Genomic DNA, 20670 nt, shown 5'->3' on the forward strand with positions numbered 1-20670 from the left:
CCCCCTTTATTAGAATTTAATATCTCCTATTAGGAACTCTGTTGATTCTCGTATCTCATCAGCTCTATAAAGAGCATGTACAAAACATTGGAATCCATCAGTTTTTCTACGTACTGGTTCTTTCTTTTCATACACTTTATTACCATCACCCTTGATAACAACCAATACGTTTTGGGTATACCAACGCATAAGAGGATTATCATCAAAAATAATTTGTTTATTCGCAAAGGCCATTTCAATACGTGGTGCTAGTAAACTGTGAATTGCTTTAGGATTTCTTATGATTTCCACTTCAAAACCTTCTGCTATTAATAATGGTTTTATAGCTTCTAATCTGAAATTATCTCCTATAATCTTTTTAAGCCCATAACTCTCCCGCATTTCTACAAACCAATCAACAATGTGTTGCGGATTAATAGTTGGTTCATCCACAACTGTTAGCAGCCCTTGTTCTTCCCATTCTTTAATTGGTGCGAATTTTTGTTTTTTATATTCACCAGCTTTTTTTGAATAACCATAGTAAATATCAACAAATTCCTTACGTACAAATGAATGTGTTTTAAAAATATAATCGCCATTTTTTCTAAACAAAAGTCCACATGCAGCAAAGTCTCGCATACTCGCAAAGTCTAACGCTCCAATACATTCTTGACCATATAAATCAGGAAACGGGCGATTTGTAGCAAGGATTTCTGACCATTTTGCAACAGATCGTTCTAAATTTGTAACAGGTAAGTTCATTCGCTTTGTCATGAACTCTTCTCGGTTACTTGGATCGTCCTCTAAATCCTCATACTCTTCTTTTATCGTTTCAAGTAAGCCTTCAGCATACTCACTTAACGGCTGAGATAACATTGGATTCGCCATTTCCCAATTATCGATATCATCGACTTCTTTTTCATCATTTAATTTACAAATGAATGGAAAGATAGCATTCGGACGGGCTTCACCATTTAAAACTTTCATCGCTTTTTCTTTTTGCTTATCTAAAAATCCGTCCCGTACATATCCATCTGTACCAATGTAAAATTCGCGTGGATTTTTCTTTTTCCCTAAGCCGCTGATGTGGACGCGAACATCTTTATTACTTTCATATTGATGTATTTCATCGAATACAACAGCGCCATCTCGCAAACCGTCTTTTGTATCTCCGTTTGATGTCCTAAACTTCAATACACTTCCTGTAGCTTTAGAAACAGTTTGAGTTAATGTTGTTTTAAATGCTCGCTGTAATATTTCGTTTCGTTTAACGCATTTATGAACTTCATCAGGACTTGTTTTCGCCTGTTCTTCACTGTTTGCAACAACGGAAATGTTATACTCCGGAATACCATGCATTTCACTAATTAAAAAGTGAATGATGACAGATATTAAACCGTTTTTACCACCACCACGCCCAAGCATCCATAAGAATTTACGATAAAATACACGTCCATTTTTTTTATAAAATAAAAAGACGAATGCTATTAAGAATTTCTGAAATGATTGCAATTGGAAGTACCACTTCTCACCAAAGCGGATACACTTCTCAATCATTTCATCATCAAAATACAAATCGTCTCTGTTCAAAACATATTTTTCTAGATATTCAATTAACAGTTCTCTTTCTTTGTTGAACTTTACTTTTCCACTTCGATAAAGTTCAATGTATTCATCAACGTACTTTTTCCTAATCATATTAAATCACTTGTACTATATCCCGAATTAGGAACACCCGCTTTAGGAACAAACTTTATATCCCTTCCTAAAGCAATTAAAGAACTGTTAATTTTATTCCTCTCACTGATAAGAGGGTGGGCCTTAACAAAAACTTGCGATCCGTTTTTAATTGTTACGGACTCACCTTCCTTAGTAATCGTTTTATTAATTTTTCTAAATGCTTTAACTAGATCAATATATCTTTCTACCTTTTCGACCTCGACCAAATCCGTAGTATCAATACTGTTCATTAACTGTTCTTTCAACTTTGTAATACTAACGGCCATCTACCCACCCCCCTTACGCGTGTAAATTCGAAAAAAACCTGACAGTTAACCCCCTCCTCCGGTGCCCCTTAGACGAAAAAAGAGTGAAATGTTTTAAGGGGGGGATTACTTTCAAATTGTTTTACCACTTTTCATCGTGTTCCCATTTATTCTGTTTCTTTTTAAACGTTCTTCCATGTTCTTTGTTATGACAATCCACACAGATTGTTTCTAGATTATCTATATCTAATGCAAGTGTTGGATGATGTTCGAGTTCTTTTATATGATGGACAACTAACTGTATCTTCTTACGCTTGGCACTTTCACTGTATTCATTCATATCAATACGAACACGACCATTGCGTTTACACTCTTGGCATTCGTAGTTATCACGCTTCTTTACTTCTTCACGTAGTTGTTTCCATTCACCACTGTCATAGAACTTACGCTTCTGTTGTTTGGTTTTATATTCGTTCATTGTTCTTTATCTTCAAATAAACCACAAATGAATTTCTCTATCACACTTGCACTAGCTTCTATCATTTGGTTTGGCGTTGAATTATTAATTATCTTTTCTAGTTCTTCATCCAATTGTTTTAATAAATGATTATCTGTGTTGTTCTTAAGTACTTCCTCACCTAGTCCTTGAACGAATGCGCCAATTACAATTGCTTTCTCAAGTTTAGTTAATTGCATCTTTTCTCACTCCTTACCATTCTCCTAATAATTCACGTAACTTTGGATGTTTATATTCATACCAGTTATAACCAACTGATAATAGCGGTACGACTTCTTCTTGATAAGTTTTCAATGCTTCCTCATCACTCATTTACAATTGTTCTTTCAAGAGTTGTAAAGAGTAATTCACATGGAATCTTTCGATGCTCTTATGCCAATTGACTAATGTGTTGATTAAGTAATGTCTAATCATTGACTTCACTCACACCTGTATCAATCCGCTTCTCACGCTGTTGAATATCAAGGCACTTCTCACAATAGAAAGTAGCAGATATATCCATTCCAAAATGTTTAGTGTCAGAATAAAAGGAAGTAGTCTCACTATCCAACACTTGATACTTATGCTCACGCATTACCATCACCCCTTATCAATCTAATTCCTTAACTTCCTTTGCTTTGATGAATTGAATCATAATAATTAAACAAATAAGTGTACCTACACCATAGCCAATGAAGAAGCTTAACCATATCATTTATACCATTCCTTCTCTATAACTATGTAATTTTCACATAATAAAAAGAAGAGCACCTGTTTCCGCAAGCGCTCCTCTTTGGGTATGGGCAAGAATTGGGATTACGAGATTCCTTTTAACAAAAGTTAAACGGTGTACAAGCAGTATATGCTCGTCCTTCTCAAAGTGTGAAAAAAGCAAACGTATTAGATGCTTTAATTTATTCAAAAATAAGGCAATAATCTAAAATCTTGTATCCCGTTTGTCTACTTCTTTTGCTTTAAGAAATTGAATCATAATGATTAAACAAATAATTGTACCTACAATATATCCGATAAAGAAACTTAACCATGTCATGATATCATTCCTCATTTCCTATATTTTTCACACTCTTAATCATTTCATTCGACAAAAAACTACTAAATCCTACTAAATTCTACAAATAAAAAAGCAAACAATTGGATGCTTTCTCACTTATCCTTCAATTGCTCTTGAACACGTTCATTTCCTAATCTCCAATACTCTTCGTCCATCTCAAAGCCGATATAATTTCGATTAGTATTAATACATGCAATAGCAGTTGTAAAACTACCCATACAATTATCTAATACCGTTTCACCTTCTTTTGTATAAGTCTTAATTAGATATTCAAATAATGCTACTGGCTTCTGAGTTGGATGAAATGTTTTACTTTCCCTTGGGAAATCAATAACTGACTTTGGATAGTTAGTATATTTCTTTACATGTACCTTATTTAAGGATTCATTATTTCTTTTACCAAATACCCCAATGTTAGCTATTCTTTTCTTTTTGATCGGCCTATCTAACAAAATTAAATCCTGTGGGTAATATTTGGGTAGCTTTTTATAGAATACTAATACATTTTCATGATTCTTTAATGGCATTCTATTTGCATTTGGGAATCCAGTTACATGATTTCCCTTCTTCCATATCCATTCATAACGAAATAACTTTATATTAGAAGCAATTAACTTTGTTGTGAACGGTTGGCTTGCTGTTAACACAATCGCGCCATTATCCTTTATAACCCTTTCATATTGTTCCCATAACAGATCAAACGGAATGATGCTGTCCCATTTACAAGATGTAGTTCCATAAGGTAAATCACATAAAATCATATCAATTGATTTATCCTCTATCATTTTCATTCCTTCTAGACAATCCATATTAAGAACTTGATTTAACAATTTTGTAACCATCCTTTTTGGCATAATAAAAAGGAGCAACATGAATTAGCTGCTCTACTATAAATACGGTAAATGAAGTTTTACTATCAATCAAAGAAAGTAAAAAACTGCTACCCAATCGGATAACAGTTTTAAATAAATAGACAAGTCATGTGTGCTCCATATTTTTTAGTTAAGGAGGTTTTACACCTCTTTCAATCGCCACTGCATATGCGTTTCCCTGTTAGTACATACCATGTGATCTCGGTGTTAGCGACTGAAAGAAGAGCAAAAGCTCTTCAATACTTCAATGTTTATTCAATCTGCAACATCGAAGCTATCGGAAATCAAGAACTTAACCATAATACAAAAAGGCCGTTTAAATTATAAAAGTATCCTTGCGAGTCATGTTATTTCCGCCACTTCTCACAATACAAATATAACATGATAAATCCAAAACAACCGGCACATTTGCGGTCAAAAAGCGGTCACGAATCTGCCATTGTATAAGCTCTTCTAAACTATCACGGTTTAAATTCCTGCATATTCGGTAATATCAAATATATAAATCCATTTACAAAAACAAAAGAAAGCAATAATGTACAAATAATTAGAAAAGTATATCCATTAACATTGTAAATAAACGTTCTTCTATAAAACCCCATTATAAAACTGTTAGCTTGTCCTCTATTTTTTATATTAACAACCCAATTTAATATAAAAGACAATTGAAACCTAATCATGTATATCCAACTTATATAGAGTAATCCAAGTCCAGAAACCTTAAGAATGATTGTCAGAAATTCTTTATTAGCAGTACTGGGAATATTAAAAAATCTAATACCTAATCCGCTCCATCCTCCAGTTACAATAATCTGTTCTACATTTTTAATATTAGAATCATTTATTATCGGAGAGCCTAAATTAATATTAATAACAAGGAAAATACACCAATAAACAACTGGAAAACACAATCCTATTTTATCTTTTATAGGTAATTCAGATATTTCTACTACCTTTTGTACCCCGTAAATTATTAAGATTGATATTATAACACCGAAGGAGAATGTTATATAACCAAAATTTATTATTTGGCTTTTATAAACCAACGATAAGTAGGTTAAAAGCATGAAAGCTATTATAGGAAGAATCACCCATTCACTAGATGTTCCATTACTACTTGTTCTTATATGTGTAGTTTTTTGTGGCGGAAAATTAATAATTTGAATATGCTGAGTATGATTAACTATGGTAGCAGCTACTTCATTCTTTTTTTGACGTGTTTGAAAAATCCATGCTACAAGAAAGCATAGTAAAGTATAAATTGCACTTGCAACAAGATTCCCCATAATTCCGTTAAAATCCAATTAAATTCCCCCTTTTTTTATAAAATCCAACTATACATTCGCCTAAAAATATTCATATCCCTTCATTTTTTACATCTTTCTTGCGGAGATACTTTTTTATAAAAACACTATACTCTCCAAGGAATTCTTATAACTTTTTAATGAAATATAATTAAAACTCTACTCCCTTTCACTTACCCATATCTTATATTTTGTGTAACTAAGCCAAACGCTGAACCACTTGCTATCAGTAACTTTATAAGACTTTCTATTTTGAGTTACACAACACAATAAAAATGGTTAACTATAAGTAAAAAAAAGAAAAAGACCGACTTCTATCGGTCTTTTCAAATATTCTTATATTGTTGCTCTCTTCTAAGACCTAGATTTTCTAGGACCTACAATTAGTTTGATTGCTGTTTTTTCTTGATTATCGATTGAAACCTCTTGAAACGCTGGAATAAGAACCAAGTCAATACCACTAGGAGCTACGAATCCTCTTGCAATAGCAATGGCTTTAATCGCTTGATTTATAGCGCCAGCTCCAATCCCTTGAATTTCTGCACTACCACTTTCTCTTACTACGCCTGCAATTGCGCCTGCAACTGAATTGGGATTTGATTTTGATGATACTTTTAATATATTTTCCATGTAAGTTGCTCCTCTGTTATTTAATCGCCTTTTTGGTTACTAACTGGAATGTAATTAACGTATCTTTAACTAATATTCATATCAAAAGCAAACAATACTATTGAATGTATTTATTCGATACTTTTTATGTTGTACCTGCCCATCTACATAAATAAAAAGCGAATTACTAAATCTTAAACTTAGTCATCGCTCTATCCATTGCATCTTGGTTTACACCTATATATCTTAACGTTACCCTTTCCGATGAATGATTGAATATCTCCATTAGCAACGCTATATTCTTTGTCTGCATGTACATATGGTATCCGAATGTCTTCCGTAATGTATGTGTACCAATCTCATCTAAGCCAAACTCTGCTGCTGTATTTCTAAGTATCTTATATGCCATGCTGCGCCCAATAGGCCTGTTACTACCTTGTCTGCTTTTAATCAAATACTCATGGTCCTCTCTTTCTTTAATGAACCATTTCAACTCTCTTCTTAATGCTGCAGTAATTTGAATACGTTTCTGCTTACCTGTTTTCATTTCTCGCATTGAGATATGACTTCCTTTTAAGTCGCCAACTTTCAGTTTCAAAATATCACTGATACGTAAACCCGTATTAATGCCCATTACAAACAGAATATAATTCCTTTCACTCTTTTCTTTTAGGTGATCCTTTATTTGCTGTATTTTCTCTGAATCACGGATAGGCTGAACAAAGTTCATTACTCACCACCTGCCTGTTCCTCTTGCTCGTAAACTTCTAACCTAAGAGCAAAAGCAAGTTTATAAAAAGCATTAGATTTATTTCGTCTATATGTCCGTTCACTCATTCCAATCTCGTTATAAACCATATAATCAAAGATTTCTTCATCTTCCAAGTAACGTTTTACAATTATGTCCCGTTGATTCTTACTAAAACGACTTAATGTCTTATCCACTTGAAAAGATAGGCGCTGCAACCTCTCTTCTCGCTTACTCAATTCTACATTTTCAAGAGCAACATCTTCAGCTGGATTACTCACCACATTTGTTGGCCCGTAATATCTCACTTCACAAGAAGCTGTCACTTTCATTTCATTTCTAATCATGCCAAATTGTCTATAAATCCGAATACTTTCAAGAACTGCTTCTATGCGATCTTGTGTAGCTTTACGATCAATTTTCGGTAAGAATGTTAATTGTTCCATATATAAAAAACTCCTTGTCTATTTGATAACAAACAAAAAAGCGGACACCAAACCAAAGAGCATGATTGCTGCTCTTTATAGTTTGATGTCCGCTGGTTCTTCCAGTAGGACTAAATATTTAATTTTTCATTATTATACCATTCAGAATAACAAATGTTGAATACCACTTACACTAAATAGCTGTCAAAATGCTATTTCCTTTTGTTTCGAAGGATTATTTTGTTGAGTTTCCTATACATTTACGTATACAAGCCATTCAGATTTAAAAAAGATAAATTTCTTATTATGTATTTACCTATGAATATAAATTTAATAATTTATCTATAAATAGATTTTCAGTATCACTTAAATCAATAAAATAATGAAGTTGCCACATTTGACTCTTCTTAGCCTGATTACTAACAGGTTTATCCCAAATAGGATAAACTCTCATAGCCATCTTTCCTTTTTGCTTTTGAGTTTTTAATATTTTTTCTTTTAGAAGAGCCTCTTTCGGAAAAATAAATTGTCCTAACTTATTATCATCAATACAAGTAATAACTAACAGGTCAGGAGCCGCCTCATAAGAGAATGCCTGATTTTTCATATTTTTATTTTTCTCCCAAAAAGAAACAAATTGTCCAATCTTATTAGGAGTAATTTTTGATAGCCTAAAACGTATGGTTTTATTATTTAACCGAAATATTCCTCCTGCATATTCCGAATTTTGTTTTTCTTCTTTTAGGTCCGTGATTAGTAAATTATTAGGTTTGTAAATCACATTATCCAATTTTTTAATTGTGTTACTAAAATTGTTCATGAAAATGCCCCCTTTATTTATCTTCAGTGTATCAAGAACATTCATAAAAATTTCAAACTTGAATCGAAAAAGTACTACAAAATGAAATTTTTGTTAATTTCCGCTATCTTTAAACATCTTCCCGTAACAGAACAATAGTTAAGTAATTTGTGATATCTGTTAATTTGTTAAAATATCTATCGTAACTTATATGCATTTGGTAATATATGTATATAAATTATTTTAGGAGGTTTCGTTTTGAAAGCAGTCGTAAAAGCTTTAAAATGGACTACAGGTATCTCTCATCTTTTATTAATCTCTTGCTATTTGCTTCAGGGACTTACTTACCTACACGGGATACCACTACTTGTAATAATCACCTTGCATATCATTACAATCTTATTAGCAAAAAAAGAAGGTATGAAAACCTATGCTAATTATATAGGCATTCTTACAGCTCTAGTTGCATTCTTTCCTTACATAGAAATTGTTTTGCATATTATAGCAGCGATTTTTCTTCTATTAGATGCCTCTTCCACGAATATAAAAGAAGTTAATGATTCATACTAATAAAGTTTTTATTCAGATTTACGCTTTACTTCTTCAATCAGCCAAGATACGATATTAAAATCATTAGCTTCAATTCGTTTCATATCCATTCTCCTTATAGAATATTTATTAATACCTTCTAACCTTATTTATCAACAATCAAAACATGGAATATATTTACCATTTTTGGTAATATAAAGGTAACCCTAACGTTTTACATATTTTTTAATAGGACCTGTAGCGCACCTCAGGCCCTATTTTTTTTTTACAAATAGCGTTTTTGTTCAGTTTTGCATTTCTGCATCTATGCCATCTTCACTCAAACATTGCTTCTGGTCGTTTTTCTGGTTGTACTTCATCATTGCCGTATTCTTCATCAAGAATTAAAGTTGTGCCATTTTGAGTCAAATTCATTAATAAAATCTCAAAATTATTCAAGTGTCTTAAAGATTTCAAATCAGGTGTTTGATCATATCGAATATCCCAACCTTCATCTTTTCTTCCGTTATATTTCGATAACCGAATGGCAAAGTTCATATCTTCGTCATGCTCACATTCAAACACCAAAGTAGCATACTCAAATGAACTCCAACTTCTATCATCGTCCCTGTTCGTATCAAAACTCACTTCTACATACTCATAGGTAGGTTCGTCATCATAATCAATTTCTAATCCATCTGTTTCCACATTTTCAGCAACGTATTCCTTCCACTTTTCAAATAGGTCACTTACTTTAATTGATTTCTCTGATACAGGTATAATTAATTCCTTGAAGTTACTTACTATCTTTTTGTTTTCTAATGCTGAACTTTTTAGAACATCGACTAACACGCTATCTAGTTTGGTAATATATTCGGAGTAATCATAGTTTTCTAGATATGGCACCATAACAGATTTCACTTTTTCTTCAATGATTTTTGTAACATCTCCATATGAACGGAATAGATTTTCCAATGCGTTCTGTATACCTCTTTCTAACTGTTCCTCAATTAACTTCTCAACCGTACCATCCTCTAATTTCTTACTAATCACATCTTTAATGCTATTTTCTAAATTCATATCTTTTCTCTCCCTTTATTATTGTTTTTTATTCAAATTTGGTATCAAAGTAACTGTGTTTTCCGCTCATCAACGCGAGTTACTTTTCCATTTTTATATACAAATGATTGTTCACCGTGTCCGCTATTCGGTGGATCTATCTCATGAATTTGTCCATCTTTCACTACATAAATCTTGTTTTCTTTTAAATCTATTTCAGCTTTCATTTCTGCAATATTTTCTTTAATAATCCCCACCGAAACCACTCCCGTATGCTATAATTACTTTAACGGAGTAAGTCGGGAGCAATCTCGGCTTTTTTTATTTTGTGTAATCTCATAAATACTGCACAACATCTTCTGGAATAAATGTTTGTTCCACTGACAAGTAAAGCCGTATTGGAATCGGTTGTTTATTATCCCTTGCTTGCTTACATAATTCTTCAGCTTTCTCCCAACCAAAGCGCTGATCTTCCGCCCGCTTATATCGCCAAATTCCAATTGTATAATCCTCAAACAGTTCGTACTTTTCGTCATATGTGGTTGTTTGTTTCAACTCATCAGTTGCCTTAACTCTACGTGGAACTTGAACAATTACATCTACATAACGCACTTGAGAGCTTGAATATTGAACTTTAGCTCTCTTGATATTAAATTCAGATACTCGTTCGACATCAAAGATTGTTAACTGCTTTGGCATATGTCCCACCCTTTTCCCTTCTCATCATCACAGCATCACTGTGCCTCCTGCCTAGATTCGTTATCAAATCTACGTTCAAGATTGATAAACTTACTAAACTCTTTAATAGAAGCCAGTTCTACAACGCCTACAGGGCCGTTTCTCTGTTTAGCTAGAATAATTTCAGTTACATTTTTATTAACTGTTTCTGCATCGTAATAATCTTCACGGTATAGGAATGCGATCAAATCCGCGTCTTGCTCGATTTGTCCAGTCTCACGTAAATCAGATAACAACGGCCGCTTATCTTGTCTATTTTCAACAGCACGACTTAACTGTGATAATGCAATTACACAAACTTTTAATTCCCTGGCCATCAATTTCAACTTGCGGCTAATCTCACCAATTTCTTGCATACGGCTTCCTTTATGTTTTGGATCACCCATGATAAGTTGTAGATAATCGATTGCTATTAATACCTTTTTATTTGGATATTTACGTTTTAATTTTCTTGTCTTTGCATAAATTTCTTGCATTGTTACATTTGGCTTATCATATATTTCTAGCGGCAAGTTATTAATTAGTCCCATCGCTTGACTAATCTTTTCCCAGTCCTTGATGTTACATAGTTTTTTAGGGTTCTTCATTTTTGTTGCATCAACGTTTCCAGCGCTTGAGATCATACGCTTAAGTAATTGTTCTTCTCCCATCTCTAGTGAAAATATTCCTGTCGCTGTATCTGAACTTGCTGCATTATACGCGATGTTTAACACAAATGCGGTTTTCCCCATGGATGGACGTCCGCCAACAATGATTAAATCACCTTCCTGTAATCCAGAGGTCATTCTATTCAAGTCATTGTAACCAGTATTTATACCTGTTAAATCACCAACATCAATCTGCATTTTTTGATATAACTCTACAAGAGTTCCTCTTAAATCAAATTCACCTGCATATCCTGTCTCCTCAATGGCATTCAACTCATCAATTGTGTTACTAATCGCGCTAATATCCTTGTCATTTTTAAGATTGTTATATAAATTGACAACTACTTCTTGAGCGTGCCTCATTTTCCAAGCTTCGATAACTAGACCTTCGTGATAAGAAAAATTCTTTGTTGTTGAAACTACCTCAGTTAAATTAACAAAAAACTCTACACCGCCAATTTGTTGGATAAAGGTTTCATCAAATTTAGCAATTATTGATACAAGATCTATTGGGCTCTCAGCATCATCTAATTCCTTCATAGCTTTAAAAACAATTTGATGTGCTGGATGTGAAAATTGTTTTTCTCTTAACTGACAATCTTTAATTAAATCACCTTCAAGAAGGATGCTACCTAAAACACTTTGTTCGGCTTCTATATTGCGAATGATTTCGTTACTCATTGCATCATCCATCCATTCTGTTGATTAAGCGCTGCAAGTTCTTCATCGGTAGGTGCATTTTGTTGCCAAGACTCTTGTTGTTGCAATACTTGCTTAGTTGATTCAGATAAACCTTTTTGTTGATAATTTGGTTGTTGCTTCACTGGTGCTGTTTTCTTAGCGCGAAATGCTTTATCGGCCGCCTCGACATCAGCTACTGTCTTTAGACCTTTAAGGTGCCAATCTCGTAAAATTGTATTTACGTAAGACATATTTCTAGTATTTTTCTCTAAAGCGATTTCCATTGCCTTAACAACAAGCTCTGCATTAAGGTCATCTATCCAAGCATGAATACCTTCTGCGATAAAAGGTGTAATAAATCCGAAGTTTTGTTCGTAAAAAGAAATTGGATTAACTTCAACAACTTCTTCCGCGCTCGCGCGTTCTTCTTGTTGTTGTTCTTTTTCTTCTTCTTTTTCTTTTTCTTCTTGCCCACCTGTCGTTGACGTATCGTCGGACGTATCGTTAGCAACAAGAAATTCTTCGAAAATGGAACGAATTTTTTCGTTTTTAACTTTTTGTGCAACTAAACCGACCAGACTGACATCTGATACTCCATCTAATTCTTTACGGATACAATCCTCAATCGGTTTACCACCTCTATTAAGGTTGTATTTTCCCCAGTTGATAATCGCTAATTCTCGTGTTTCTGGATTATACTTAACTAATTTATGATGCTTTTCAAAACGATCTAAGAGTGAATTAATACTTTCCATGGAGTATCCTAAATCAAAAGCCATTTGCTTTTTCGTAATTTGGTATACGCCAATTTGTGTAGTACGTGGATTTGTAAGAAGATACAGATTAAACAACTTATCTTCTGGAGTCATTTCCTCAATAACCTTTGCATCCTGCCAAAATGAAACTTGTACTTGTCTATAAACTGCCATGTTATTCATCCTCCTGTTTACATATCGCAAATCCATCTTCTATACGTAATAAGCGATAATTCTTATATCCTTTTGCGAGATACTGCTGTACTAAATGAATGAGATGTTGCTTTGATGTCGATTGCTGAAATATCGTAGGATTCAGCAACACTCTATGTATTTTCTTGTCTAAAAGCATGCAACACCCTCCATTGTTATCCAGCCTTTAATTTGGTATAATTACCCTAACTTAATTTTTGAAAGCTATTTATCTATCGCTCTGCAAAGCGGTAGATTTTTTATTTCTTTCTCTTCACTAAAGAAGCATTAACTCCATTCGCTTGAAGCCCTTTAATTACCACACGGTAACTTTTGAATTCTTCATGTTCTTCTTTCGCATCACGAAGCATTTTAAACTCTTTTACACATCGATCTAATTCTTCTTCCCAACGATTTGATTCTTCAACTGATTTGGCGTTAAACATGTTATGAATGCTCGCAATCATACAATCATGGAGCTTATTCGCAAACGAAAAATCTCCCGGGAGAACAAGATCATGTAGACGATCATATTTAGTTGTCATAATTCACACATCTTCTCTATTTAAATTTGATGCTGTACGCATCGTTACAACCAGAAAGGAGAATCATTTTTAAGGTAAGGGGATGGGGTAACAACCCTTTCTGGTCATAACGACAAGCACAGTGCTTGTCCAAATGATTAATAGAATGCTATAATTGCTTTATCAAATTGTTTCAGAGCTACTGTTTCCTAGGCGGTAGCTTTTTCTTTTGCCCATTTATGTTTTAAAATGAATGATGCTTCGATGATTTTGATTCGAATCCCCACTAACTTCTTCACTTGCTTTAATTCAACTGATTTTGCATCATCACCAAATGTTTTCGCTATTTTGATTTCACCAGTTAGTTTTGCATCATAGCGAATTAATTCCTTATATTCTCTTAAACTTGGTTTCTTATAATCTACTGTCATTTTTCTTCCTCCTTTACAACACTTTTGTTAAAGTCATTAAGCTATCCACCGATTGAATAATAACGTTTTCTGTCATAGCCTTTTGCAACCAGCTTCTTTGTATTTGTTCCATAATGCCAAAATGTACTTGTTCCAAAGCTTGTACTACACATTGAGTAGCTTGGATTGTATCGAAGATTTCTTTTGCATGAACTACGTATTCATGTTTCTTCTTTTCATCGAGCTGCCATGATCTTGTTGTAACTTGCAAGCTCATAATTTCTTTGGCTGCTGTAATGCCTTCCTCAGCTTGTTTGATATAGTTCATCAATTGTAAATTCACATCTTGAGTTAAACGTGGATCTGTAGGTGGTAAACCAACACCATAAATATGTTTAATTGCTTGTTGATTCAACTTTGCCCCTGTTGCGTGGCACCAATCCATCGCAAGCTCGAATTCTGGTTTAGAAAGTCCAGATTCAATACGAGTCAATCGTTCATGTGTAATGCCAAGGTACTTAGATAGGCCTTTCTTAGTTTTTAGATGGACATTGTCACAACATTCTCTAGCATTCTGTAACAATTCCCCTATTGCTGAATTGCAGTATATGCTTGTTCCCATATTTGTTCGCCTCCCTATTTAGTTTTCAAATGGTTACAATGAATTTAATACATACGTAACTTGTCTATTTTTTATGTAAAAAGAGAGGAGCTATTCCTCAGTATTTTCTTTCACTTGCATTTCTTTGATGATGGCCCAACCAGCCTTGTAATATGCTTGAAGGATTTTATCAATATCCTTTTGTGATTTAGGTTCAGGAGCCACGACATGGACTTTCGTTTTTCCAAATTCATAAGTCGCTGCATATTCCTCCTGTTGGCTCATGGTGTCACCTCTTGAAGTGCTTTTTATATTTGTATGCTGCTGATCTGTTGGTACGGCCATTTGAATTGTTGACATTTGCTCACCTTCTTTTTCTATGTAGCACTATTGCGCTCACCAATTCCACTTTACGTGGATTTTTCACTCAAAAAAAATTGATGGTTGTTCATTTAATGCCTTTGCTACACATTTTAATTCTTGCGCTTTAAACGAACGTTTTCCTGTCTCTTTCATGTTATAAGCTGATACAGAAATATTTAGCTCTTTAGCAATAAAAACTTGCAAAATCCCTTTAGCAATTCTTAACTCACGTATTTTTTGATTAATTTCCAATTTAACACCACCTCATTCCACGTTACGTGAACCTTATGTACTAATAATAATTCCACGTTACGTGGAAGTCAATGATTTGTTCAACTTTTAGTGAATAAAGTTTCACATAACGTGAAATGTTGATAAAATAATTAACGAAAAGTTAAATCGAAGGATGGGAGGGTAAATTATGACTCTAGGATATAGATTAAAAAAAGAAAGAGACAAACGAAACTGGTCTCAAAAGTATGTTGCTGAAAAAATAGGCATCACAAATACGGTCCTTTCAAATTATGAACGTGACTATCGTGATCCAGATACAACAACTTTAGGAAAATTAGCTGATTTATACGAAGTGTCTACAGATGAATTATTAGGAAGGCTCAAAAGCTTATCTTCACTTACAAAAAAAGAAGAGCGTGATATTGCGCGTGATTTAGAAAAAACACTTGAGGAATTAGAAAATAGTGAGGACGCATTGATGTTTGATGGAGAGCCTATAGACGAACACACAAAAGAAATGATTCGCATCTCTCTCGAAAACTCCATGCGCATGGCAAAACAATTAGCAAAACAAAAATTCACTCCAAACAAGTATAAAAAAGATTGAACGGAGCGAGAAATGGAAATTAAAGAATATGCACTCAAAATCGCAGAAAAGCATGAAACAACAAACCCATTTGAAATTGCTAGACGAAAAAATATTATAGTGTTGTTTGAAGACCTTGGGAATACTCTTGGTTTTTACAACACATATAAACGATTTAAATTCATTCATATTAATAATAAAATCGATGAAGTTACTCAACGCTTTGTGTGTGCTCATGAATTAGGACACGCTTTGCTTCATCCAAAAGCGAATACTCCATTCTTACGTAACCAAACCTTTTTTTCTATAGAACGACTGGAAATTGAGGCAAATACATTTGCTGTGGAGTTGTTACTAACGGATGAAATGGTTTCTGCCTATGAAAATACTCGTTTGTCTATTCAAGAAGTTGCGGAAATTCATGGAGTTCCAGAAGGATTTGCACGTCTAAAAACGTACGCTCCCACTCAAGGGTATTACAAAAATTAATCTTTACCGAAAGTAGGGTAAGATGGGACTTTAAAGATATGTGGGGGATAGTAACTATCAAAGGAGAGAAGCTTAGTGCTTTCAAATTTAATAAATGACGGTATATTAAAAAACGTTGCTGCTATCGTAACTATAGTATCCGCCGTGGGAATAATATTAAAAAACTTTATTATTCTCACCACTACAAGTGATTTTGATAAACTCTTCTTTACTAAAGTTTCACGGGCTGTTCTAAATATTTTCGATTTTATCCTAGGAACAATTTTAATTTATTGTGTTGCATTTATATGGCCATCTATTTTTATTTTTGATTTTATATCTAATTTGTTTATTAATCTTACCCCAAATGAATTTTCAATATTCAAATTAATAAGTGGTCTTTTATGGTTTTTTTTAATGGTTCCAATCATTTATTTTATTAAAAGTACCAAAAGTAACAAACGTTTCCGTATTATTAAATGGCTTATTTTTTCACATATCATTTTTAGTATTCCTTTTTATAGTATTTTATTTAAGAAACTTATTGAGTGGAATAGCATTGAGCAAATCTTGTTAACTATATGTATACCTTTGCTGGTGAGTGCTTTTTATGTTATAACTTTGTTTCAATATAGAAGTTTCAATCAACCTAAATTTGTGATCACTATTCTATCAGATGAAGATTTACAGAATCGAAAAATTATACATAAGTATACACTCGATGAAAACAGAACCGTATGTTCCTTTGATGATGAATCAAAGGAGAACGTATTTTATGTGTTTAACTTCTCGTCTGAAGTATATCTAAAATATGAAAAGATAAAAAAACGTCCGCACCATAAATGATAAGAATCCCCTAGCTCCTTCTTAGGAGCTTTTCTTTTTACTTCTTCTATTTATTTACTTTTCGTATAATAAACTAATAACAAGGAGGTCTAACCATGAAAACCGCAATCTACCTAAGAAAATCCCGTGCCGATCTCGAAGCCGAAGCGCGAGGCGAAGGTGAAACGTTAGCTAAGCACCGGACTACCCTGCTGAAAATTGCCAAGGAAATGAACTTAAATGTTTTATCTGTCCGTGAAGAAATTATTTCCGGCGAGAGCTTAGTGAAACGCCCTGAAATGTTAGCTCTGCTTGAAGAAATTGAAGATAACAAGTATGATGTTGTTCTTTGTATGGATATGGACCGTTTAGGTCGCGGTGGCATGAAAGAACAAGGAATCATTTTAGAGACGTTTAAACGCTCGAATACGAAGATTATGACGCCAAGGAAGACTTATGACCTTAATGATGAGTGGGACGAAGAATACAGCGAATTTGAGGCGTTTATGGCACGTAAAGAATTAAAGATTATTACACGCCGTATGCAACGAGGACGTGTCGCAAGTGTGGAGGCTGGTAATTATCTCGGTACACATGCACCTTACGGATATGATATCCATCGCTTAAATAAACGTGAACGCACGTTAGTAATCAATTCAGAAGAAGCATCTGTCGTAAGAATGATATTTGAGTGGTATGCCAATGAAGATATGGGTGCAAATGCAATTATGCGTAAATTAAATGAGCTTGGCTACAAAAGCAAGTTAGGTAATGATTGGAACCCGTACAGTATATTGGATATGTTAAAAAATCATATTTATATTGGCAAGGTCACATGGCAAAAACGAAAAGAAGTAAAACGCCCTGATACTGTAAAACGTAGTAATACAAGGCAAGATAAATCAGAGTGGATTATTGCTGATGGAAAACATGAGCCTATCATCTCAGAAAGCTTATTTGAAAAGGTACAGGAGAAATTAAATACCAGATATCATATTCCTTATAATACACATGGATTAACGAATCCACTAGCTGGGATTATTCGATGCGGAAAATGCGGATACAGTATGGTACAACGGTATCCAAAGAATCGAAAACATACAATGGATTGTAAACATCGTGGTTGTGAAAATAAATCAAGTTATACAGAGTTGATTGAGAAGCGTTTGTTAGAGGCATTAAAAGAATGGTACATCAATTATAAAGCTGATTTCGAAAAACATAAGCAAGATGATAAATTGAAAGAAACGCAAATTATTCAAATGAATGAAATTGCATTACGAAAACTTGAAAAAGAATTAGTGGATGTCCAAAAACAAAAAAGTAATTTACACGACTTATTAGAGCGTGGCGTTTATACTGTTGATATGTTTTTAGAACGTTCGAATGTTGTTTCTGATCGTATCAATGAAATTACTTCCACGATGGAAAACTTAAAGAAGGAAATTAAAACTGAAATAAAAAAGGAAAAAGTGAAGAAAGATACAATCCCTCAAGTAGAGCATGTTCTTGATCTATACTTCAAAACAGATAATCCGAAAAAGAAAAACAGCCTCCTAAAGTCGGTTTTAGAAAAGGCTGTTTACAAGAAGGAAAAGTGGCAAAGACTCGATGATTTCGAACTTGTGCTTTACCCTAAGCTCCCTCAAGATGGCGACAAATAAGGGTTCCCTCTTTGTCGTCACCTTGTTGGTGTAATTAGGTTCACGCCATTTAATCCAAGAGCATCGTTCGTTGAAACAGCTAATACAACAGGTTTACCATTTCGCAGGGTGGCTTTAGCAGCCATTAATACAGGTGAATCTGTCATAGCATTCGCAAATTTACTCATTGTATTTCCTGTTAATGGTGCTATAACCATACAATCCAATGGAATTTTCGGACCAAGCGGCTCTGCCTTCACAATAGAATCAATTACTTTATAACCTGTAATAGCTTCTATCTTTTCAATCCACTCTGCACCTTCACCAAATCTTGTGTTTGTCGTTTGTAATGTATACGATACAACAGGGCGTACTTCCGCTCCATCCGCAACAAGTTTTTCTAAGTGTGGCATGACTTCTGCATAGGTACAATGTGATCCTGTTAATCCAAAACCAATTCGTTTACCTTTTACACTCATTTTTTATTCTCCTTTCTTACGTCTACATCTGCCATTAATAAATTAGAAAGGACATTTGCAAGTATTTGTCCTGCTGTTTTTGGTGCAACAATCCCTGGAAGTCCAGGCGCTAACAAAGCCTTAATTCCTCGCTTTTCTGCATAGCGGAAGTCTGTCCCTCCCGGTTTAGAGGCTAAATCAATAATTAATGTATGAGCAGGCATTTTTGAAATGGCACTTGCCGTTACAACAAGATGGGGAATTGTATTAATAACAATGTCAACATCCTGTACTTCTTGCTCTATATCTCGCATTTGAAATGGCGTAAATGTCATCTCTGTAATACGAGCAATATGTTCAGATCGCCGAGCACCTACTTTCACTTTCGCTCCTAGTGACTGAAATGCTCTTGCTACACTCATTCCAGTTCTCCCAAAACCTAATACCATTACCGTAGACCCATGAATTGTATAATCGGTATGTTGAATAACCATCATTATAGTCCCTTCAACAGTTGGTATTGAGTTATAAATCGCTACATCATCACGATCAAACAATTTGACAAGTTTTCGATTCGTTGAAGAAGCAATTGTATCTAAGTAAGTGTTGCTAATACCTGAATATATCGTAAAATGTGCTGGTGTATTTTCAATCTGCTCTTTTGTAATCATAACTTTTGCATTAGAAAAAATTGTATCAATCTTTCCGTTTGCATCAGTTCCAGCTACCGGCAAAATAATGGCGTCTAAAGAAGTAAAATCGAGATTTTGCATACTCTCTTTTGCTGATCCTGTAAACCCATGATCCAACTGATCAAAGCCTACTAATGAGAGTTTTGCATCAAGCTCAACTAGCTTACGAATGACTTCAAGCTGCCTTGCATCTCCTCCTATGACAGCGATATGAGTATCAGTCAACATTCTTTTCTTCACCTTCTTTTTCTCTCAATATAAGAAAAGTGCCTACTTTTTCGTTTTCCTCCACATCATATGTAATGTACGAGTATAAGGTGATTGAAAACAATAAAGTAAGAATGACTTATATCTATAGATTTCCATAATAAAAAAGACGACCGTAATGGTCATCTTTTAATTAAAATCAGAATAATTAGCAAGATCAAAAATGATCATATCTTGCCCCACTTTTTTAATTCTACTCCACTCTACCCTAACCTCTTGTTGACCTCGTTTAAATCCACCCCATTTTCCAACTGGAATAATGAGCGCTTGAATCTTTCCGTCTTTCTCGTCAATCTCTAAGTCGGCATGCCCTAGTACTCCCATTCGTTCCGCACGCTGTAGATCAACAATTTCTTTTCCGCTTAGTTCACTTAATCGCATTCCATCCTCTCCTTACATAACACTTTAATTAGAAGATATCTTTTATATTAAGTACCTATTCTAGACTTCAGAAAAAAATACCTATATAAAAGTTAATAACCTCTTTTCTTTTCAAAGGAACGAGAGCATCTGGTCGTGCATAGAAACGGTCAGATGCAAGGTTTAACACAAAAGAAGAAAGCCCGTAGCGACCATGTTGAGTTCTCCATAGCAGCGACTTATATGCCGAGAGATTAAAATGGATATATAAATGCAAATTAAAAAGCCGTTTCTTATTATGAAGAAACGGCTTTTTATAGATATTTATCCCGCACTAACGGGCAGTAAAA

At 34.1% G+C, this 20670-nt stretch carries 29 protein-coding genes and 1 pseudogene; 5 read left to right on the forward strand and 25 right to left on the reverse strand.

Going from position 1 to position 20670, the window contains the following annotated elements; genetic code table 11:
• Positions 1–9 precede the first annotated feature (9 nt).
• From PLX19_RS08580 to PLX19_RS08630, 11 genes are all read right to left on the reverse strand, one after another.
• Positions 10–1677, reverse strand: coding sequence for a terminase TerL endonuclease subunit (locus tag PLX19_RS08580; RefSeq protein ID WP_272188104.1), 1668 nt, complete (start codon positions 1675–1677; stop codon positions 10–12).
• Complete coding sequence (locus tag PLX19_RS08585) at positions 1674–1985, reverse strand: P27 family phage terminase small subunit (protein ID WP_272188105.1); 312 nt, start codon at positions 1983–1985, stop codon at positions 1674–1676. Before PLX19_RS08585 ends, PLX19_RS08580 begins: the two co-directional genes overlap by 4 nt.
• Before the next feature lie 121 nt (positions 1986–2106).
• The gene (locus PLX19_RS08590) at positions 2107–2442 is read right to left on the reverse strand and encodes an HNH endonuclease (RefSeq protein WP_272188106.1); all 336 of its coding nucleotides are present in this window, start codon (positions 2440–2442) and stop codon (positions 2107–2109) included.
• Positions 2439–2660 carry a hypothetical protein gene (locus tag PLX19_RS08595; RefSeq protein WP_272188107.1) on the reverse strand — a complete coding sequence of 74 codons (222 nt, stop codon included), beginning with the start codon at positions 2658–2660 and terminating at the stop codon, positions 2439–2441. The genes PLX19_RS08590 and PLX19_RS08595 overlap by 4 nt, the downstream gene beginning before the upstream one ends.
• A gap of 227 nt (positions 2661–2887) precedes the next feature.
• Entirely contained in the window at positions 2888–3055 is a 168-nt protein-coding gene (locus tag PLX19_RS08600; RefSeq protein ID WP_272188108.1) for a hypothetical protein, read from the reverse strand.
• A gap of 569 nt (positions 3056–3624) precedes the next feature.
• Positions 3625–4362 (reverse strand): DNA-methyltransferase, encoded by a 738-nt coding sequence (locus tag PLX19_RS08605; protein ID WP_272188350.1) that lies wholly within the window; start codon positions 4360–4362, stop codon positions 3625–3627.
• 503 nt (positions 4363–4865) lie between these two features.
• On the reverse strand, positions 4866–5708 hold the full coding sequence (locus PLX19_RS08610) for a hypothetical protein (RefSeq protein ID WP_272188109.1): 843 nt from the start codon (positions 5706–5708) through the stop codon (positions 4866–4868).
• A gap of 354 nt (positions 5709–6062) precedes the next feature.
• Positions 6063–6338: a stage V sporulation protein S gene (locus PLX19_RS08615; protein ID WP_272188110.1), complete on the reverse strand. Its 276-nt coding sequence runs from the start codon at positions 6336–6338 to the stop codon at positions 6063–6065.
• Between the two features lie 166 nt (positions 6339–6504).
• Positions 6505–7047: a site-specific integrase gene (locus tag PLX19_RS08620; RefSeq protein ID WP_272188111.1), complete on the reverse strand. Its 543-nt coding sequence runs from the start codon at positions 7045–7047 to the stop codon at positions 6505–6507.
• Positions 7047–7511 (reverse strand): ArpU family phage packaging/lysis transcriptional regulator, encoded by a 465-nt coding sequence (locus tag PLX19_RS08625; RefSeq protein WP_272188112.1) that lies wholly within the window; start codon positions 7509–7511, stop codon positions 7047–7049. Before PLX19_RS08625 ends, PLX19_RS08620 begins: the two co-directional genes overlap by 1 nt.
• A gap of 295 nt (positions 7512–7806) precedes the next feature.
• Positions 7807–8310, reverse strand: coding sequence for a MepB family protein (locus PLX19_RS08630; protein ID WP_272188113.1), 504 nt, complete (start codon positions 8308–8310; stop codon positions 7807–7809).
• 237 nt (positions 8311–8547) lie between these two features.
• On the opposite strand from PLX19_RS08630, the gene PLX19_RS08635 reads away from it, so the two are divergent.
• The gene (locus tag PLX19_RS08635) at positions 8548–8859 is read left to right on the forward strand and encodes a hypothetical protein (RefSeq protein WP_272188114.1); all 312 of its coding nucleotides are present in this window, start codon (positions 8548–8550) and stop codon (positions 8857–8859) included.
• 294 nt (positions 8860–9153) lie between these two features.
• On the opposite strand, the gene PLX19_RS08640 is transcribed toward PLX19_RS08635, so the two are convergent.
• The 11 genes from PLX19_RS08640 to PLX19_RS08690 all read right to left on the reverse strand — a co-directional run bounded on the left by PLX19_RS08640 (position 9154) and on the right by PLX19_RS08690 (position 15039).
• A complete protein-coding gene (locus tag PLX19_RS08640; RefSeq protein WP_272188115.1) occupies positions 9154–9897 on the reverse strand; it encodes a hypothetical protein in 744 nt (247 codons plus the stop codon).
• Between the two features lie 44 nt (positions 9898–9941).
• Positions 9942–10133, reverse strand: coding sequence for a DUF3954 domain-containing protein (locus tag PLX19_RS08645; RefSeq protein ID WP_272188116.1), 192 nt, complete (start codon positions 10131–10133; stop codon positions 9942–9944).
• 79 nt (positions 10134–10212) lie between these two features.
• Positions 10213–10575 carry a cell division protein SepF gene (locus tag PLX19_RS08650; RefSeq protein WP_272188117.1) on the reverse strand — a complete coding sequence of 121 codons (363 nt, stop codon included), beginning with the start codon at positions 10573–10575 and terminating at the stop codon, positions 10213–10215.
• Positions 10576–10610: 35 nt separating this feature from the next.
• Positions 10611–11942 (reverse strand): replicative DNA helicase, encoded by a 1332-nt coding sequence (gene dnaB, locus PLX19_RS08655; RefSeq protein ID WP_272188118.1) that lies wholly within the window; start codon positions 11940–11942, stop codon positions 10611–10613.
• The gene (locus PLX19_RS08660; protein ID WP_272188119.1) at positions 11939–12871 is read right to left on the reverse strand and encodes a DnaD domain-containing protein; all 933 of its coding nucleotides are present in this window, start codon (positions 12869–12871) and stop codon (positions 11939–11941) included. The genes dnaB and PLX19_RS08660 overlap by 4 nt, the downstream gene beginning before the upstream one ends.
• A 1-nt stretch (position 12872) precedes the next feature.
• Positions 12873–13049, reverse strand: coding sequence for a hypothetical protein (locus PLX19_RS08665; RefSeq protein ID WP_272188120.1), 177 nt, complete (start codon positions 13047–13049; stop codon positions 12873–12875).
• Positions 13050–13149: 100 nt separating this feature from the next.
• Positions 13150–13434 (reverse strand): hypothetical protein, encoded by a 285-nt coding sequence (locus PLX19_RS08670; RefSeq protein ID WP_272188121.1) that lies wholly within the window; start codon positions 13432–13434, stop codon positions 13150–13152.
• Positions 13435–13622: 188 nt separating this feature from the next.
• Positions 13623–13844, reverse strand: a complete 222-nt coding sequence (locus tag PLX19_RS08675; RefSeq protein WP_272188122.1) for an RNA polymerase subunit sigma — start codon at positions 13842–13844, stop codon at positions 13623–13625.
• 13 nt (positions 13845–13857) lie between these two features.
• Positions 13858–14445, reverse strand: coding sequence for a sporulation sigma factor-processing peptidase (locus PLX19_RS08680; protein ID WP_272188123.1), 588 nt, complete (start codon positions 14443–14445; stop codon positions 13858–13860).
• Between the two features lie 90 nt (positions 14446–14535).
• Entirely contained in the window at positions 14536–14784 is a 249-nt protein-coding gene (locus PLX19_RS08685) for a hypothetical protein (RefSeq protein WP_272188124.1), read from the reverse strand.
• 63 nt (positions 14785–14847) lie between these two features.
• Positions 14848–15039 carry a helix-turn-helix domain-containing protein gene (locus tag PLX19_RS08690; RefSeq protein ID WP_272188125.1) on the reverse strand — a complete coding sequence of 64 codons (192 nt, stop codon included), beginning with the start codon at positions 15037–15039 and terminating at the stop codon, positions 14848–14850.
• A 169-nt stretch (positions 15040–15208) separates the two neighbouring features.
• On the opposite strand from PLX19_RS08690, the gene PLX19_RS08695 reads away from it, so the two are divergent.
• The 4 genes from PLX19_RS08695 to PLX19_RS08710 all read left to right on the forward strand — a co-directional run bounded on the left by PLX19_RS08695 (position 15209) and on the right by PLX19_RS08710 (position 18564).
• Complete coding sequence (locus PLX19_RS08695; protein ID WP_272188126.1) at positions 15209–15628, forward strand: helix-turn-helix domain-containing protein; 420 nt, start codon at positions 15209–15211, stop codon at positions 15626–15628.
• Between the two features lie 12 nt (positions 15629–15640).
• Positions 15641–16096, forward strand: a complete 456-nt coding sequence (locus tag PLX19_RS08700; RefSeq protein WP_272188127.1) for an ImmA/IrrE family metallo-endopeptidase — start codon at positions 15641–15643, stop codon at positions 16094–16096.
• Between the two features lie 75 nt (positions 16097–16171).
• Complete coding sequence (locus PLX19_RS08705) at positions 16172–16921, forward strand: hypothetical protein (protein ID WP_272188128.1); 750 nt, start codon at positions 16172–16174, stop codon at positions 16919–16921.
• A 95-nt stretch (positions 16922–17016) separates the two neighbouring features.
• Positions 17017–18564 carry a recombinase family protein gene (locus PLX19_RS08710; protein ID WP_272188129.1) on the forward strand — a complete coding sequence of 516 codons (1548 nt, stop codon included), beginning with the start codon at positions 17017–17019 and terminating at the stop codon, positions 18562–18564.
• A gap of 32 nt (positions 18565–18596) precedes the next feature.
• Here the strand turns inward: PLX19_RS08710 and dpaB are convergent.
• From dpaB to PLX19_RS08725, 3 genes and pseudogenes are all read right to left on the reverse strand, one after another.
• Positions 18597–19022: pseudogene (gene dpaB / locus PLX19_RS08715) on the reverse strand (dipicolinate synthase subunit B); the annotation flags it as partial.
• Positions 19019–19921, reverse strand: coding sequence for a dipicolinic acid synthetase subunit A (gene dpaA / locus PLX19_RS08720; protein ID WP_272188130.1), 903 nt, complete (start codon positions 19919–19921; stop codon positions 19019–19021). The gene dpaA and the pseudogene dpaB, both read right to left, overlap by 4 nt.
• A 168-nt stretch (positions 19922–20089) precedes the next feature.
• Entirely contained in the window at positions 20090–20341 is a 252-nt protein-coding gene (locus PLX19_RS08725; RefSeq protein ID WP_272188131.1) for a YlmC/YmxH family sporulation protein, read from the reverse strand.
• Positions 20342–20670 lie beyond the last annotated feature (329 nt).

Source organism: Bacillus sp. BP-3, assembly GCF_028401955.1.
GTDB lineage: Bacteria > Bacillota > Bacilli > Bacillales > Bacillaceae_G > Bacillus_A.

What these genes read in the sequence shown, in the direction of transcription:
- PLX19_RS08625 (WP_272188112.1), bottom strand. Translation starts at nt 7,511, where the DNA reads ATGGAACAATTAACATTCTTACCGAAAATTGATCGTAAAGCTACACAA.
- PLX19_RS08660 (WP_272188119.1), bottom strand. Translation starts at nt 12,871, where the DNA reads ATGGCAGTTTATAGACAAGTACAAGTTTCATTTTGGCAGGATGCAAAG.
- PLX19_RS08700 (WP_272188127.1), top strand. Translation starts at nt 15,641, where the DNA reads ATGGAAATTAAAGAATATGCACTCAAAATCGCAGAAAAGCATGAAACA.
- PLX19_RS08620 (WP_272188111.1), bottom strand. Translation starts at nt 7,047, where the DNA reads ATGAACTTTGTTCAGCCTATCCGTGATTCAGAGAAAATACAGCAAATA.
- PLX19_RS08675 (WP_272188122.1), bottom strand. Translation starts at nt 13,844, where the DNA reads ATGACAGTAGATTATAAGAAACCAAGTTTAAGAGAATATAAGGAATTA.
- PLX19_RS08685 (WP_272188124.1), bottom strand. Translation starts at nt 14,784, where the DNA reads ATGTCAACAATTCAAATGGCCGTACCAACAGATCAGCAGCATACAAAT.
- PLX19_RS08680 (WP_272188123.1), bottom strand. Translation starts at nt 14,445, where the DNA reads ATGGGAACAAGCATATACTGCAATTCAGCAATAGGGGAATTGTTACAG.
- PLX19_RS08695 (WP_272188126.1), top strand. Translation starts at nt 15,209, where the DNA reads ATGACTCTAGGATATAGATTAAAAAAAGAAAGAGACAAACGAAACTGG.
- dpaA (WP_272188130.1), bottom strand. Translation starts at nt 19,921, where the DNA reads ATGTTGACTGATACTCATATCGCTGTCATAGGAGGAGATGCAAGGCAG.
- PLX19_RS08665 (WP_272188120.1), bottom strand. Translation starts at nt 13,049, where the DNA reads ATGCTTTTAGACAAGAAAATACATAGAGTGTTGCTGAATCCTACGATA.
- PLX19_RS08590 (WP_272188106.1), bottom strand. Translation starts at nt 2,442, where the DNA reads ATGAACGAATATAAAACCAAACAACAGAAGCGTAAGTTCTATGACAGT.
- PLX19_RS08585 (WP_272188105.1), bottom strand. Translation starts at nt 1,985, where the DNA reads ATGGCCGTTAGTATTACAAAGTTGAAAGAACAGTTAATGAACAGTATT.
- PLX19_RS08725 (WP_272188131.1), bottom strand. Translation starts at nt 20,341, where the DNA reads ATGCGATTAAGTGAACTAAGCGGAAAAGAAATTGTTGATCTACAGCGT.
- PLX19_RS08630 (WP_272188113.1), bottom strand. Translation starts at nt 8,310, where the DNA reads ATGAACAATTTTAGTAACACAATTAAAAAATTGGATAATGTGATTTAC.
- dnaB (WP_272188118.1), bottom strand. Translation starts at nt 11,942, where the DNA reads ATGAGTAACGAAATCATTCGCAATATAGAAGCCGAACAAAGTGTTTTA.
- PLX19_RS08650 (WP_272188117.1), bottom strand. Translation starts at nt 10,575, where the DNA reads ATGCCAAAGCAGTTAACAATCTTTGATGTCGAACGAGTATCTGAATTT.
- PLX19_RS08580 (WP_272188104.1), bottom strand. Translation starts at nt 1,677, where the DNA reads ATGATTAGGAAAAAGTACGTTGATGAATACATTGAACTTTATCGAAGT.
- PLX19_RS08710 (WP_272188129.1), top strand. Translation starts at nt 17,017, where the DNA reads ATGAAAACCGCAATCTACCTAAGAAAATCCCGTGCCGATCTCGAAGCC.
- PLX19_RS08640 (WP_272188115.1), bottom strand. Translation starts at nt 9,897, where the DNA reads ATGAATTTAGAAAATAGCATTAAAGATGTGATTAGTAAGAAATTAGAG.
- PLX19_RS08670 (WP_272188121.1), bottom strand. Translation starts at nt 13,434, where the DNA reads ATGACAACTAAATATGATCGTCTACATGATCTTGTTCTCCCGGGAGAT.
- PLX19_RS08595 (WP_272188107.1), bottom strand. Translation starts at nt 2,660, where the DNA reads ATGCAATTAACTAAACTTGAGAAAGCAATTGTAATTGGCGCATTCGTT.
- PLX19_RS08600 (WP_272188108.1), bottom strand. Translation starts at nt 3,055, where the DNA reads ATGCGTGAGCATAAGTATCAAGTGTTGGATAGTGAGACTACTTCCTTT.
- PLX19_RS08615 (WP_272188110.1), bottom strand. Translation starts at nt 6,338, where the DNA reads ATGGAAAATATATTAAAAGTATCATCAAAATCAAATCCCAATTCAGTT.